Source organism: Streptacidiphilus pinicola, from assembly GCF_003258295.1.
GTDB classification, from domain to species: Bacteria; Actinomycetota; Actinomycetes; order Streptomycetales; family Streptomycetaceae; genus Streptacidiphilus; species Streptacidiphilus pinicola.
On sequence record NZ_QKYN01000074.1, the window covers coordinates 35,720 to 49,219 of the forward strand.

Sequence of the window (13,500 nt, forward strand, 5' to 3'; positions counted from 1 at the left end):
CGCCTGCGCGGCCCTCGCCGCCGACCCGGACCGCGCCCTGGCCCTGCTGCGCGACGGCGAACTGACGGTCCACGGACGGATCACCGACGCGTCCAACGCCGCCTTCTACTGCACCGTCAAGGGTGGGGACGACGGCGACAGCGCGATCTGCGTCTACAAGCCGGTGCGCGGCGAGCGCCCGCTGTGGGACTTCCCCGACGGCACGCTCGCCGGCCGGGAGACCGCCGCCTACCTCGTCTCCGCGGCGACCGGCTGGGGCCTGGTGCCGCCGACGGCGCTGCGGGAGGGGCCGTTCGGCGAGGGCATGTGCCAGATATGGATCGAGCCCGACCCGCAGGCGCCGGAACTGCTCAGCCTGCAGCCGGGCGAGGAACCGCAGCCGGGTTGGCACGCCATCGGCCTCGCCGAGGTCGAACCCGGCCGCACCGCGCTGTTCGTCCACGCCGACGACGAGCGGCTGCGCCGGCTCGCGGTTCTGGACGCCGTCCTCAACAACGGCGACCGCAAGGGCGGCCACCTGTTGACCGCGGCCGACGGCCGGCTCTACGGCATCGACCACGGGGTCACCTTCGCCGTGCCCGGCAAGCTGCGTACGCTGCTGTGGGGTTGGGCGGGGGAGCCACTGACCGCTGACGCGACGGAGGCGCTGGGCCGGCTGCGCGCCGAGCTGGAGGGTGCCCTGGGCGCCGCGCTGGCACCGCTGCTGACCCCGGACGAGATCGCCGCGACGGCCGTCCGGGTGGACACGCTGCTGAAGGACGGTCACCACCCCTACCCGTCCCGGGACTGGCCGTCCGTCCCGTGGCCGCCCATCTGACGCCCCGACGGGGGGCGCCCGGCAGACCGGTGAGGGGAGGATCGGGGGCAAACCCCTCGACCCGGTGGCGGGCGCGGGGTGGGCTCGGGCATAGTGTCGCCGCCCGCAACGGCCGCGCTCTGCCCGAGGACTGCCCATGACCGCTCCGTACGCCGCCGCCCAGCCCACCGCTCCGCAGGAGCTCGTCGTCGACGAGGCCGAGCTCGGCCCCGGCGTCTTCAGCTACTGGGGCGCGCGCTGGCCCAAGTGGCGGCAGATCGCCCTCTGGTTCACGATCGTGTTCTTCATCTGCACGGTGATCATGAGCCCGTTCGGGATCTGGTTCATGGTGGTGGCCCTGCGCAGCCCCACCTACTCGAAGAAGGCCCGCGCCAAGCGCGTCGACCTGCACCAGCGCGGGGTCGTCGTCCACGGCGCCGAGGGCCCGGTGGCCGTCTACCGCTTCACCGACCTGACGGTCCACCAGAAGATCACCGAGAACTACTACAACGGCGTCAAGACCGGCACCCACTACCTGCTCACGCTGACCGGACCGGACGGCAGGAGCTCCAAGCTCACCCAGTTCTACGAGAACATCCCGCACCTGATGCAGACGGTCCAGCAGGGCGTCGTCGAGGCCCAGCTGCCGCGCGCCCTGGCCACCGTCCAGGCCGGCTACCCGGTGCCCTTCGGGCCCTTCTCGGTCACCCAGCAGGGCCTGATCTGCGACGCCAAGACCACGGTCACCTGGCCGCTGCTGGACCGCATCGTGGTGCGCCAGGGCGTGGTCCGGATCATGGTCCACGGGCGACGCACGCCGCAGGCGGCGAAGGGCATCTTCAGGATCCCGAACTACGGGCTGTTCCTGACCCTGGTCAGCAACGTGCGCGCGCAGAGCTGAGCGCCCGGCGGCGGTCCCGCGGTTCATCCCGGCAGCAGCGCGAGCCACTCCAGCAGGAGCCGGTTCACCTCGGCCGGCCGTTCCTGCTGGATCCAGTGCCCGCAGCCCTTCAGCAGGTGGAACGAGAGCAGGCGCGGCAGCGTGGTCGGGAAGGCGGCGACGGCGTCCGCCAGCCACGTCGTGGACGGGTCCCTCGCGCCGCCGAGGAAGAGGGACGGCTGGGTGAGCGGGGCGCCGTCGAGGTCGGCGAGGTCCGCCCAGTCGCGGTCCATGTTCCGGTACCGGTTCAGCGCCCCGGTCAGGCCGGTCCGCTCGAACTCGGCGGCGTAGACGTCGAGGTCGTCCTCGCTCAGCCAGCGCGGCCGGGCGTCGGCCGCACGGGCCGGGAAGCGCTCGCGCAGGGTGGCGCCGGGTGCGACGAAGTGCGGGTCGGGGTCGTCCGGGCCGGGCATCGTGTCGCCCGACAGCGCCGCGTAGAAGCCCGCCAGCCAGCCGCGCACGTCCGGCTCGATCTCCGCCTCCGCCCGGCCGGGCTGCTGGAAGTACGAGACGTAGAACTCCTCCCCCGGCCCGCCCGTCGCGGCGAACACCTCGCTCGGCCGTGGGCCGCCGCGCGGCGCGTACGGGACGCTCAGCAGGCCCACGGCGCGGAACACCTCCGGATGGAGCAGCGCGCTGTTCGCGGCGATCCCCGCGCCCCAGTCGTGCCCGACCACCACCGTGTGCCGCTCGCCCAGCCCGCGCACCACGGCGAGGTTGTCCTCGACCAGCTCCCGCATCCGGTATGCGGAGACGTCCGCCGGGTGGGCGGAGCGGCCGTAGCCGCGTACGTCGATCGCCACGGCCCGGTAGCCGGCCGAGGCCAGGGCGGGCAGCTGCCGGCGCCACGCGTACCAGGACTCCGGGAAGCCGTGCAGCAGCAGGACCATCGGTCCGCGCCCCTGTTCGACCAGATGGATCCGGCCGGCTCCGTTCGTGATCAGCCGGTGCGCGGCCTCGGCGGCGTGGCGTGACATGGGGTCCTCCTCCCGTGTCATTCGACTTTCGACTGCCGTCGACCGATCCGTCCGGTTCGACCCCTTCGTGTCGTTGCCGTTTCGGCAAATGGCCGAGAAGGTCGTTAGCGGATCGAATGATCAGCCGGTTAGAGTCAAGGCTATGCATGCCTGGCCCGCTTCCGAGGTGCCCCTGCTACCAGGCAAGGGGCAGCCTCTGCGCATCCACGACACCGCGTCGGGCGAGCTGCAGACGACGACGCCCGGGCAGACCGCCCGGCTCTACGTCTGCGGCATCACCCCCTACGACGCCACCCACCTTGGCCACGCGGCCACCTACAACGCTTTCGACCTGGTGCAGCGCATCTGGTTGGACGCGGGCCACCAGGTCGTCTATGTACAGAACGTCACCGACATCGACGACCCGCTGCTGGAGCGGGCCGTCGCCACCGGCGAGGACTGGGTGGCCTTGGCGGAGCGTGAGACCGCGCTCTTCCGCGAGGACATGACGGCGCTTCGGATGCTGCCGCCCGCGCACTACGTCGGCGCGGTCGAGTCGATCCCGCTGATAGTGCCGTTGATCCAGGACCTGCTGGACAAGGGCGCCGCCTACGAGGTCGACGGCGACATCTACTTCTCCATCGCCTCCGACAAGCGCTTCGGCGAGGTCTCCGGCTACGACGCCGAGACCATGCTGCGCTACTTCGGCGAGCGCGGCGGCGACCCGGACCGTCCGGGCAAGAAGCACCGCCTCGACCCGCTGCTGTGGCTCTCCCAGCGCCCCGGTGAGCCCGCCTGGGACACCTCGCTCGGCCACGGCCGACCTGGCTGGCACATCGAGTGCGTGGCGATCGCACTCCAGCACCTCGGGATGGGCTTCGACATCCAGGGCGGCGGGAGCGACCTGGTCTTCCCGCACCACGAGATGGGCGCCTCGCACGCCCAGGTGCACACCGACACCCACCCCTACGCCCGGCACTACGTGCACGCGGGCATGGTCGCCCTCGACGGCGAGAAGATGTCGAAGTCGCGCGGCAACCTGGTCTTCGTCTCCAAGCTGCGGCGTGACGGCGTCGACCCGGCGGCGATCCGGCTCGCGCTGCTGAACCACCACTACCGCAGCGACTGGGAGTGGACCGACGCCGACCTCAGCGGCGCGCAGGAGCGGCTGGCCCGCTGGCGCGCGGCGGTCTCCCGTCCGGACGGCCCGGACGCGAGCTCCCTCCTCACGGAGGTCCGCGCCGCCCTCGCCGAGGACCTCGACGCGCCCCGCGCCCTCGCGGCGGTCGACGCCTGGGCAGCCCGCCAGTCCGCCGACGGCGGCGAGAACACCGGCGCGCCGGGCCTCGTCTCCCGCCTCGTCGACGCACTGCTGGGCGTCGCGCTGTAGCTGCACCATCAGGGGCGCGGGGAACTGCGCGAGCAACCACCCTGTGCGGATGGCGCTGCTCGTTCGGCGAGTCACCACACACGGTGGCTTGTCGCGCAGTTCCCCGCGCCCCTGGCGTTCTGCAACGTCCCTCAGCGGGCCGGTTCCTTCTCGGGGGCCGGATACGTCCGGCCCTTCCACGCGGCGCCTCGGCCGCGCCAGTGCTGGATCGCCGAGTCGACGGTCATCAGCAGGTACAGGCCCGCCGTGAACGGCAGCAGCAGCGCCTCGCGTGCCGGGCGGCCGTAGTAGGCGAGCATCGGGCGGTAGGTGAAGGTCATCAGCGCCCACGCGGCCAGCGCCGGCAGCGCGACCGGCGGCGCGAGCGTCACCGCCCCGACGAGGGTCAGCACCGGCGGGACCAGGTAGACCAGGGTCAGCCCCAGCACGGTCCCGGCCAGCAGGAAGACGTTGTGCCGCAGCTGCGCGTACGCGCTGCGGGAGACCATCCGCCACAGCTGGCCCAGCTCCGGGTAGGGGCGGACGCTGTCGACGGAGTCGGCGAGGCCGAGCCAGGTGCGTCCGCCGCCGCGCTTGACCAGTCGGGCGAGGTTCACGTCGTCGATCACCGCGCCGCGGATCGCGGCGACCCCGCCCGCGCGGGCCAGCGCCTCGCGGCGCACCAGCGTGCAGCCGCCCGCCGCCGCGGCGGTCCGCGAGCCGGGCTCGTTGCTCCAGCGGAACGGGTAGAGCTGGGCGAAGAAGTAGACGAAGGCCGGCACGATGAGCTGCTCCCAGCGGGTGCGCACGCTCAGCCGGGCCATCTGCGAGACCAGGTCGTAGCCATGGCCGGCGTCCGCGCCCTCCGCGCCCTCGGCCGAGGAGACGAGGTTCTCCAGCGAGTCCGGCTCGTGTGCGATGTCCGCGTCGGTCAGCAGCAGGTACTCGACGTCCCCGGCCAGCTCGACGCCGTGCCGCAGCGCCCACAGCTTGCCGGTCCAGCCGGCTGGCGGCTCGCCGGGCGAGGTGACCGTCAACGGCAGGGCGGCGCCCGGCGCGGACCCGAGCCGGCGGGCCAGCTCGCCGGTGCCGTCGGTGCTCCCGTCGTCGACGAGGATCACCCGCGCCTCGCCGCCGTACCGCTGCGCCAGCAGCGACGGCAGGCTGAGCGGCAGCACCTCCGCCTCGTCCCGCGCCGGGACCACGATCGCCACGGAGGGCCGGGGGCTGTCCGCGGCGCGGGGCGGCAGGCGCACGTCGGTGCGCCAGAAGCCGCCCTGGCAGAACGTCAGCCAGAGCCAGGCGAGCAGGGACAGGCACGCGATCAAGGTCAGCACCGTCACGCGCGCGAGTATGCCGCAGATCCCCACCGCCCGCGCCCCGACACCGCGGCCGGCGGGCCACCGGTGAGCCGATTAATCGGTTGCAGACATCCCGTGACGGGGTGTGAGCTCCCGGGCATGACGATTGTGCTGGGTACGCCGAATGCCGACGGGATGCGCGAGGCAAGGGGCGTGCTGCGGGAGTGGCAGTACGACGGAGCGCCGATGCAGCTGCATCCGGGGGACATCGGCTGGAACTACCGGTTCGGGACGGCCGAGACGGCCGCCGTGGTCCGGACCTGGAGCCGGGACGGACGGCTCCTCGCCGTCGGGATGCTGGACTCGCCGACGGTGCTGCGGATCACGGTCGCTCCCGACGCCTTCCGGGACGAGGACCTGGCGCGGCGGCTGGTCGAGGACCTCTCGCTGCCCGAGCGCGGCGTGCTGCCGGCCGGAGCCGTGTCCGTCGAGGCGCCGCTGGGCCTGCTGCTCCACGATCTGCTGACCGAGGAGGGCTGGGGCCTCGACGAGCCGTGGACGCCGCTCTTCCGCGACCTCGCGGAGGCGGTGGAGGACCCCGGAGCGAGGATCGAGAGGATGGGCGCCGAGCAGGCCCAGGACTTCGCCGACGTCCTGCGGTCGGCGTTCAACACCTCGCGGCCCACCCGCGACTACTGGCACGCGATGACCGCCGGACCGTTCTCCGCGGACGCCCGCTGTCTGGGCGCCTGCGACGACCAGGGCAACGTGGCGGCGGTGGTGACGGTGTGGTCGGCCGGCCCGGGCAAGCCCGGCCTGGTCGAGCCGATGGGGGTCCACGCCGACCACCGTGGTCGCGGCTACGGCCGGGCGATCACCCTCGCGGGGGCGGCCGCACTGCGGGAGATGGGCTCGTCCAGCGTGCGCGTGTGCACGCTGAGCTCCAACGTCGGTGGCGTGGCCACGTACAGGGCGGCCGGCTTCGAGGCGAGGCCGGAGATTGGCGACCGGATCCGGAAGGCCTGACACCGACGCCCCAAGGCTGGTGGAGCGGGTCGGGGGCGTTCGCGGGGGTCGTCGCGGGCGCGGATCGGCTAAGGTCGGACGCTGTGAAGATCGCACTGATGGACTCCGGAATCGGCCTGCTTCCCGCGGCTGCCGCGCTGCGCGCGCTGCGGCCCGACGTCGACCTGGTGCTGTCACAGGACCCCGACGGGATGCCCTGGGGCGTGCGGGGGCCGCAGGGTGTGACCGAGCACGCGCTCGCCGTCGCGCGTGCCGCCGCCGAGCAGAAGCCGGACGCGCTCGTGGTGGCCTGCAACACGGCGTCCGTGCACGCGTTGGAGGCGATCCGCGCCGAGCTGGAGCCGGACATCCCGGTGATCGGCACCGTGCCTGCGATCAAGCCCGCCGCGGCGGGCGGCGGTCCCGTCGCGATCTGGGCCACCCCCGCCACCACCGGCAGCGCCTACCAGCGCGGTCTGATCCGCGACTTCGCCTCCGGCGCGGAGGTGGCCGAGATCCCCTGCCCCGGGCTCGCCGACGCCGTCGAGTACGCCCGCCTCGACGAGATCGCGTCGATCGTCGCCGTCGCGGCGCAGCAGACCCCGGCCGGCACCCGCGCCCTCGTCCTCGGCTGCACCCACTACGAGCTGCTCGCCGACGAGATCAGCGCCGCGCTCGCCGAGACCTGCCCGGGGATCACGCTCTTCGGTTCCGCCCGTGCCGTCGTCGAGCAGGCCCTGCGCCGCGCCCGTCCGCTCCGCGAGTCCGGCGACGGCACGCTCACCGTGCTGCGCAGCGGCCGCGAGGAGGCCCTGCCGGCCGCCGCCCTCGCCTACCCGGCGGGCCGCTCGCTGCTGGCGTAGCCGGGCAGGCCCGGGGACGGTTCTCTCAGGCCGGGATGTCGTGCGCGGCCCCTGCGGCCGGCTCTGCGGCGTTGGCGGTGTGCGCCGCGCGCGTGGCGCGCTCGTCCGCGTCGGCCAGCCAGAAGTAGACCGGCGGCAGGCCGAGCTCGATCACCGAGAGCGCGATCTGGAACCACTGCGGCCAGCCGTGCAGCGCGAGCGAGAGGACGCGGCCGACGCCGCCGAGCAGGAAGACGGCCGCGAGCCAGCGCACCGCCGTGGCCGGGATCGGCCGTTGACGCGCCGCCCAGATCCAGGCGAGTCCGTAGCCGGTGAAGCTCGCGCCCATGAAGCGCCCCCAGCTGTCGACCGTCGTGCCCGCGTGCGCGGCGCCCGGGATGGCCGCGTTGCCGAGCAGGACGTGGAACAGCCCGATGGCCACGCAGGACCACCCCATGAGCCGGACGAGGAAGCGGAGAGCTCTGGCCATGCCCATCACCCCGTGATCGCTTAAGTTGACATGTGTCTACTAGCGCTGCTTCCAGGGTAGGCCCGCTTAGTAGACGCGTGTCAAGTAACGTGGGGCCTGTGTCAGCCGCCACCACCCGTCAGCGCCTCAGCCCGGCCGACCGCCGCGCGCAGCTCCTCTCGGTGGGGGCGCGGCTCTTCGCCGAGCGCCCCTACGAGGACGTGCTGATGGAGGAGGTCGCCCAGCAGGCCGGTGTCTCCCGCGCGCTGCTCTACCGTCACTTTCCCAGCAAGCACGCGCTCTTCGCCGCCGTCTACCAGGACGCGGCGGACCGGCTGCTCGCCGCGACCCGGATCGACCCGGCCGACTCCCTGCTGGAGCAGATCGTGCAGGGCATGGAGGTGCACCTCGACTACTTCGTGGCCAACCGCAACGCCGTGCTGGCCGCCAACCGCGTGCTCGCGGGGGACCCCGTCATCCAGGCGATCATGACCGGCGAGCTGGACGCGCTGCGCACCCGCCTGCTCGCCGTCCTCCCGCTGGCCGACGAGCACACCCGCGACGCGGTCTCCAGCGTGCTGCGCAGCTGGCTGGTGTTCGTCCAGGTCCTCGTCGTGGACTGGCTGACCGAGCCGAGCTGCACCCGCGACCAGCTCCGTGACGTCTGCGTCGGCTCCGCGCTCGGAGCGCTCCGCCCGCTGCTCCCGGCCGCCGCGTTCCCGCCGGGCGCCGGCCCCGGGGTCTGAGGCGAGCTTCGGTACGGCGCAGCCGGATCACCCGGTCCGGGCCGCCGCTCCCGCTCACCGGCAGGCCGGCGGAAGCCCGGGGCGTGGAGAGATCGTGGTCCGCGCCGAATCGTCAACGGCGCGAGGGTGCGCGGCTTCCGTCGCCCGTCACCCGTCGCGACGTCGACCTCTTCAGACGGCTTCCGCCCCCCGCAGGCGGCGGGACGCCGAGGGGGCCCAGGAGGAGAGCGCGGCGTCCAGGCGTGAGCGCGCGGTGCGCGCCTCCGCGCGGACGCGGCTGATGCAGAGCGAGTCCGGCAGGCCGCTGTACGGGTCCACCAGCCGGCCGTCGTTGCGGAACGCCGTGGTGTAGCCGAGCTCGCGCAGCAGCGAGACCGCGCGCAGGTCGTGCACGTCGTCCGGGTAGGCGAACGAGGTGATCTCGGTGCCCGTCAGCTTGGTGAGGCGCTGGTGGCCGCCGACGATCTCCTCGCGCAGGGCGTAGTCGTCACAGCGGTCCAGGCGGGCGTGGTCCAGCCCCTGGCTGCCCACGCACATCCCCGCGTCCAGCAGCTCGTGCAGGTCGGCCGTGGTCAGCTGGGGCGCGGACGGAGCGCGGTGCCCGGCCGTCACCCGCAGCTCGGCGAGGCTGCGGCGGCGGTCCGGGTCCGGCATGGCGGCCAGCGCCGCCGCGACCGGGCCGCCGGCCCGCCCGGACAGCGAGCGGGCCCAACCGCCCTCGCCGACCAGGAACTCCGCCTCGTCCCACCAGTACGGGGTGTCGGTGTCGACCAGCCCGGCGACCGCGAAGACCAGCGCGGGCACGGCGCGCGCGGCGAGCACCGGCAGCGCCTGCGTCACCACGTCCCGGTGCCCGTGTTCGAAGGTGATCAGGACGCTGTGCGGCGGCAGCGGCGTCTCGCCGGACATGGCACGCTGCACCTGACCCACCGACACCGGGGTCAGCGACCGCAGCACCCGGTCCAGCTGCGCGGCGAACACCGAGCGGTCGCGCACCTCCCGGAAGGTCAGCACGGCGAGCCGCCGGCTGGTACGCGCGCGCAGCAGCGGTACCGGTGAGGCGAGGGTCGGCTGTCGCACGGGCATTCCTTCCGGTAGTGCGTCGGACACATGGAAGACACCCGTCGGCCGACGAAGGTTGTACGCGGTGAGACGACTTTTCGTGCCGATTTCGTTGCAGGTCGGTGTGCGGCAAGTGATCGACACGTGTGCGGTCGTGTCCATGACCTTTCACTGTGGACGAACGAATGCTTTCGGGGCCGGTTTTCCGGGCCGCGCAGGGAGCACGGAGAATGAGCGTATGAACGACCAGGCCCGCAGGGAAGACGTCCGACACGACGAGCGTCACCAGGAGCAGGAGGAGCCCGACGACCTGCCCGTCGTGCGGGAGGTGGACTTCGGCACCGCGCGACTGATGCCCGATCTCGACCGTCGCCGCGCGTGGCTCCTGACCATGGACGACACCCCGCAGTCCTATGTCGATCTCGACGACCCGCGGCACCTTGAGTTCGAGTACGTCCAGCGCCTCGCCCACGTCGTCGACCTGTGCGCGGACCCGGGCGCGCCGCTCACCGCCCTCCACCTGGGCGGCGGTGCGTTCACCCTCCCCCGCTACCTCGCCGCGACGCGCCCCGGCTCGCGCCAGCGGGTGGCCGAGTTGGACGCAGGCCTGATCGCGCTGGTGCGGGACGCGCTGCCGTGGGACCCCGCCGCGGACCTCACCGTCGAGGCGGCGGACGCCCGTGCCTGGCTCGCCACCGCCCCGCCCGCCGCGGCGGACCTCGTCGTCACCGACGTCTTCGGCGGCGCCGGCGCCCACACCGTCCCCGCCGCGCTCACCTCCGTCGAGTTCCTCCGCCTCGCCGCGGCCGCGCTCCGCACCGACGGCGTCTACGTCGCGAACCTCGCCGACGGCGCGCCGCTCCACTTCGTCCGCGGCCAGGTCGCTACGGCGGCCTCCGTCTTCCCTGAACTCGCCCTCGTCGCCGAGGCCTCGGTGCTGCGCGGGCGCCGCTACGGCAATCTCGTCCTGGCGGCGTCCCGACGCCCCCTCCCCGTCGACGCCCTCACCCGCCGGGCCGCGGGCGACCCCTTCCCGGCCCGCGTCGTCTCGGGCGACCGCCTCGCTGACTTCGCGTCAGGCGCCCGCCCCGTCACGGACACCGACGCCGTCCCCTCCCCACCGCCCCCGACGGGGGCCTTCGAGCTGTGAGGACGCCGCGCTACCCAAGGGGCGCGGGGCTCTGCTGATGTGCGGCTCCGCCGCGTGGGCGCGACCATCCCCCAGCCTTCGGCCGGGGGAGAGCCGCACGTCGGCAGCGCCCCGCGCCCCTGGCCGGTGCAGCCGGCTCGGGTGCCGAAGGCTCAGCTCAGGACGCGCGCGAGGGCGAAGCCGTCCCAGCCCTTGGCGCCGACGGTCTGGATCGCCGTGCCGTCGAGGCGGGGCTCCTCCGCGATCAGGGCCAGCGCGGCGCGCGTGCCCTGGATGTCGGCGCCGCCGTCCGCGTCGAGGACGCCGCCGTTGCGGATGACGTTGTCGACCACGATGAGCGCCCCGGGGCGCGACAGGCGGAGGGCCCAGCGGATGTAGTGGGGGTTGTTGGCCTTGTCCGCGTCGATGAACGAGAGATCGAAGGGCTCCAGGCCCTCCAACTCCAGCTGCGGCAGCGTGTCCAGGGCCTTGCCGACGCGGATCTCGACCTGGTCGGCCAGGCCCGCCGCAGCGATGTTCGCGGCGGCGACCTCCGCGTGGCGGGGGTCGTACTCGAGGGTGACCACGCGGCCGCCCTCGGCGAGGCCGCGGGCGAGGTTGATCGTGGAGTAGCCGCCGAGCGTGCCGATCTCCAGGACGCGGCGCGCGCCCTGGATCTGGGCGAGGAGCCGCAACAGGCGACCCGCGGGCGCGGACACCTCGATGCGGGGGAGGCCGGCGGCCTCGCTGGCCTTCAGCGCGTTCTCCAGGGCCGGGTCCTGCAGGCCGAGGGTGGAGCTGAGATAGGCGTCGACTGCGGTCCAGGTCTCGTGGGTGCTCATACCGGCCACGCTAACCGCTTGACGGGCTGGTCCGCGGGCTTTTCGCAGCTCGTTAGCATGGGCGTCATGCGCCTCATCGGAGAGATCGACCCCACCCGTCCGCTGCTCGTCCTGGCCGTCGCCGAGGAGGCGGCGCATCTGACGTCCGGCCTTCCCGTGCTGCTCACCGGCATGGGCAAGGTCAACGCCGCGACGGCGGTGGCGACGGTGCTGGCGCGTGGACCGCGGCCGACCGCGGTGGTCAACCTCGGGACGGCGGGGGCGCTCAAGCCCGGCTTCGCCGGCGTGACCCACGAGGTGAGCTCGGTGATCCAGCACGACCTCGACTCCGCGATGCTGGCGTCCCTCACCGGGGTGACCTACGGCGGGCCCATCGGGTTGACGGGCCGTGGGCCGGTGCTCGCGACCGGCGACCTCTTCGTCGCCGACGAGGCGGCACGGGCCCGACTGGCGGAAGAGGCGGACCTGGTGGACATGGAGGGTTACGCGGTCGCGCAGGCGGTGCGTCAGACGGGGCTCCCGGTGCGGCTGGTGAAGCATGTGAGCGACGACGCGGGCGAGGGTGCCGCCAAGAGCTGGCGGGAGTCCGTCGACGACTGCGCGAAGGAGCTCGCGCGCTGGGCGGCCGAGAACCTCTGAGCCGCGGTCAGGCGGCGGTGATGCGGAAGACCGGGAATCCGGGGGCGATCCGGTTCAGCTCCTCCTCCGGGGAGTCGGCCTTGATGTCGCCGAAGAAGTAACCGACCTCCCAGGCCCACTTCTTCATGTAGGCGCGCAGCACCGGCGGCTTGTCGGCGTCGTCCAACTCGGTGGCGGTGAAGGCCTCGACCTTCTTGCCCAGGCGCAGCTCGCCGCCGTGGGCGGCGCGCATGTTGCGGACCCACTGGGTGTGGCCGCGCGGCGCGACGAGGTAGCGCTCGCCGTCGACGACCAGCAGGTTGACCGGGGTGGTGCGCCACTCGCCGCTCTTGCGGCCGCGGACGGCGAGGATCCGGGAGCCGAGGATGCTGATGCCGCGGTAGGTGAGCCACTTCATCATCTTGTTGGTGATCCGATCGAGGGTGATCATGAAGCCGCCCTCGGGCTTGACCAGGCGGGGGGCCTCGGGGTTCGTGGCGCTGGCGTTCATGCTGGGCTCCTTCGGGTGATCTCGTTCGAGATCGGGGATCCGTTTCGAGAGCGGTGCTCTCGCTTCCGTGCTACGACTATCCCCCTTGCCGCGCGCCGTGTCAAGAGCAGTGCTCTCGTTTCTGATCGGTGCATCTGTATGGGTGCACCGCTCTCGGATGTGGCAAACTGTCCGACATGGCACCAGTGATCCGAACTGCCCGCGAGCGCGCCCGTGAGGAGCTCACCCTCGAGATCAAGCGAGAGGCCCGACGGCAGCTGGCCGTCGAGGGCGCCCAGCGGCTCTCCCTGAGAGCCGTCGCCCGCGAGCTCGGCATGGCCTCGTCCGCGCTCTACCGCTACTTCCCGAGCCGCGACGACCTGCTCACGGCCCTGATCATCGACGCCTACAACGCCGTCGGCGAGCGCGCCGAGACCGCCGTCGCGGAGTGCCCCGCCGACGACCCGCGCGCTCAGTGGCGCGCCCTCTGCCACGGTGTCCGCGCCTGGGCCAAGGAGCATCCGCACGAGTACGCGCTGCTCTTCGGTACGCCCGTGCCCGGCTACGCCGCGCCGCAGGAGACCGTCGCGCCGGCCGCCCGCGTGCCGCTCGCCCTGATCTCCGTCGTGCGCGGGGCCGCCGGCCGGCTCGAACCGGCCGCTCCGGTCCGTCCGCTGCGCGGCGTCCTCGCCGAGCAGGCGAGCGCGGTGGCGGAGCAGATCGCGCCGGAGGTCGGCGCGGGCGTGCTCACGCGCGGGGTGGTCGCCTGGTCGCAGTTGGTCGGCATGCTGAGCTTCGAGCTCTTCGGTCACTTCGTCGGCACCTTCGAGCCGGCGGACGAGTTCTTCGACCACACCGTCGAGGAGATGGCCGACTTCGTCGGCCTGCCCTGAGGTCCGGGCCTCCAACGACGCCAGTCCTGACACTCGGGATCG

At 73.2% G+C, this 13,500-nt stretch carries 15 protein-coding genes; 9 read left to right on the forward strand and 6 right to left on the reverse strand.

Annotation, left to right across the window (positions count from 1 at the left end; all coding sequences use genetic code 11):
- Nucleotides 1–37: 37 nt before the first annotated feature.
- Nucleotides 38–817 (forward strand): SCO1664 family protein, encoded by a 780-nt coding sequence (locus DN069_RS19465; RefSeq protein ID WP_243639461.1) that lies wholly within the window; start codon nt 38–40, stop codon nt 815–817.
- A 136-nt stretch (nt 818–953) separates the two neighbouring features.
- Nucleotides 954–1,697, forward strand: coding sequence for a DUF6585 family protein (locus DN069_RS19470; protein ID WP_111502499.1), 744 nt, complete (start codon nt 954–956; stop codon nt 1,695–1,697).
- A 23-nt stretch (nt 1,698–1,720) separates the two neighbouring features.
- Here DN069_RS19470 and DN069_RS19475 read toward each other — a convergent pair whose 3' ends face one another.
- The gene (locus tag DN069_RS19475; RefSeq protein WP_165845548.1) at nt 1,721–2,713 is read right to left on the reverse strand and encodes an alpha/beta fold hydrolase; all 993 of its coding nucleotides are present in this window, start codon (nt 2,711–2,713) and stop codon (nt 1,721–1,723) included.
- Between the two features lie 142 nt (nt 2,714–2,855).
- On the opposite strand from DN069_RS19475, the gene mshC reads away from it, so the two are divergent.
- A complete protein-coding gene (mshC, locus tag DN069_RS19480; protein WP_111502503.1) occupies nt 2,856–4,082 on the forward strand; it encodes a cysteine--1-D-myo-inosityl 2-amino-2-deoxy-alpha-D-glucopyranoside ligase in 1,227 nt (408 codons plus the stop codon).
- Between the two features lie 131 nt (nt 4,083–4,213).
- Here mshC and DN069_RS19485 read toward each other — a convergent pair whose 3' ends face one another.
- Nucleotides 4,214–5,404: a glycosyltransferase gene (locus DN069_RS19485; RefSeq protein WP_111502505.1), complete on the reverse strand. Its 1,191-nt coding sequence runs from the start codon at nt 5,402–5,404 to the stop codon at nt 4,214–4,216.
- 117 nt (nt 5,405–5,521) lie between these two features.
- On the opposite strand from DN069_RS19485, the gene DN069_RS19490 reads away from it, so the two are divergent.
- On the forward strand, nt 5,522–6,388 hold the full coding sequence (locus DN069_RS19490) for a GNAT family N-acetyltransferase (protein ID WP_111502507.1): 867 nt from the start codon (nt 5,522–5,524) through the stop codon (nt 6,386–6,388).
- An 83-nt stretch (nt 6,389–6,471) separates the two neighbouring features.
- Nucleotides 6,472–7,230: a glutamate racemase gene (locus DN069_RS19495; RefSeq protein ID WP_165845549.1), complete on the forward strand. Its 759-nt coding sequence runs from the start codon at nt 6,472–6,474 to the stop codon at nt 7,228–7,230.
- Nucleotides 7,231–7,255: 25 nt separating this feature from the next.
- On the opposite strand, the gene DN069_RS19500 is transcribed toward DN069_RS19495, so the two are convergent.
- Entirely contained in the window at nt 7,256–7,699 is a 444-nt protein-coding gene (locus DN069_RS19500; protein ID WP_111502601.1) for a DUF4345 domain-containing protein, read from the reverse strand.
- Between the two features lie 98 nt (nt 7,700–7,797).
- On the opposite strand from DN069_RS19500, the gene DN069_RS19505 reads away from it, so the two are divergent.
- The gene (locus DN069_RS19505; RefSeq protein WP_111502509.1) at nt 7,798–8,424 is read left to right on the forward strand and encodes a TetR/AcrR family transcriptional regulator; all 627 of its coding nucleotides are present in this window, start codon (nt 7,798–7,800) and stop codon (nt 8,422–8,424) included.
- Between the two features lie 171 nt (nt 8,425–8,595).
- On the opposite strand, the gene DN069_RS19510 is transcribed toward DN069_RS19505, so the two are convergent.
- Complete coding sequence (locus tag DN069_RS19510) at nt 8,596–9,504, reverse strand: polysaccharide deacetylase family protein (protein WP_165845550.1); 909 nt, start codon at nt 9,502–9,504, stop codon at nt 8,596–8,598.
- Nucleotides 9,505–9,838: 334 nt separating this feature from the next.
- Between DN069_RS19510 and DN069_RS19515 the strand changes: the two genes are divergently transcribed.
- Entirely contained in the window at nt 9,839–10,636 is a 798-nt protein-coding gene (locus DN069_RS19515) for a spermidine synthase (RefSeq protein WP_111502603.1), read from the forward strand.
- 152 nt (nt 10,637–10,788) lie between these two features.
- On the opposite strand, the gene DN069_RS19520 is transcribed toward DN069_RS19515, so the two are convergent.
- Complete coding sequence (locus DN069_RS19520; RefSeq protein WP_111502513.1) at nt 10,789–11,457, reverse strand: O-methyltransferase; 669 nt, start codon at nt 11,455–11,457, stop codon at nt 10,789–10,791.
- Nucleotides 11,458–11,523: 66 nt separating this feature from the next.
- On the opposite strand from DN069_RS19520, the gene DN069_RS19525 reads away from it, so the two are divergent.
- Complete coding sequence (locus tag DN069_RS19525) at nt 11,524–12,096, forward strand: nucleosidase (protein ID WP_243639447.1); 573 nt, start codon at nt 11,524–11,526, stop codon at nt 12,094–12,096.
- 7 nt (nt 12,097–12,103) lie between these two features.
- On the opposite strand, the gene DN069_RS19530 is transcribed toward DN069_RS19525, so the two are convergent.
- A complete protein-coding gene (locus DN069_RS19530; RefSeq protein WP_111502517.1) occupies nt 12,104–12,586 on the reverse strand; it encodes a nitroreductase family deazaflavin-dependent oxidoreductase in 483 nt (160 codons plus the stop codon).
- Nucleotides 12,587–12,762: 176 nt separating this feature from the next.
- On the opposite strand from DN069_RS19530, the gene DN069_RS19535 reads away from it, so the two are divergent.
- Nucleotides 12,763–13,458 (forward strand): TetR/AcrR family transcriptional regulator, encoded by a 696-nt coding sequence (locus tag DN069_RS19535; RefSeq protein ID WP_111502519.1) that lies wholly within the window; start codon nt 12,763–12,765, stop codon nt 13,456–13,458.
- The last annotated feature ends 42 nt before the right edge of the window (nt 13,459–13,500 follow it).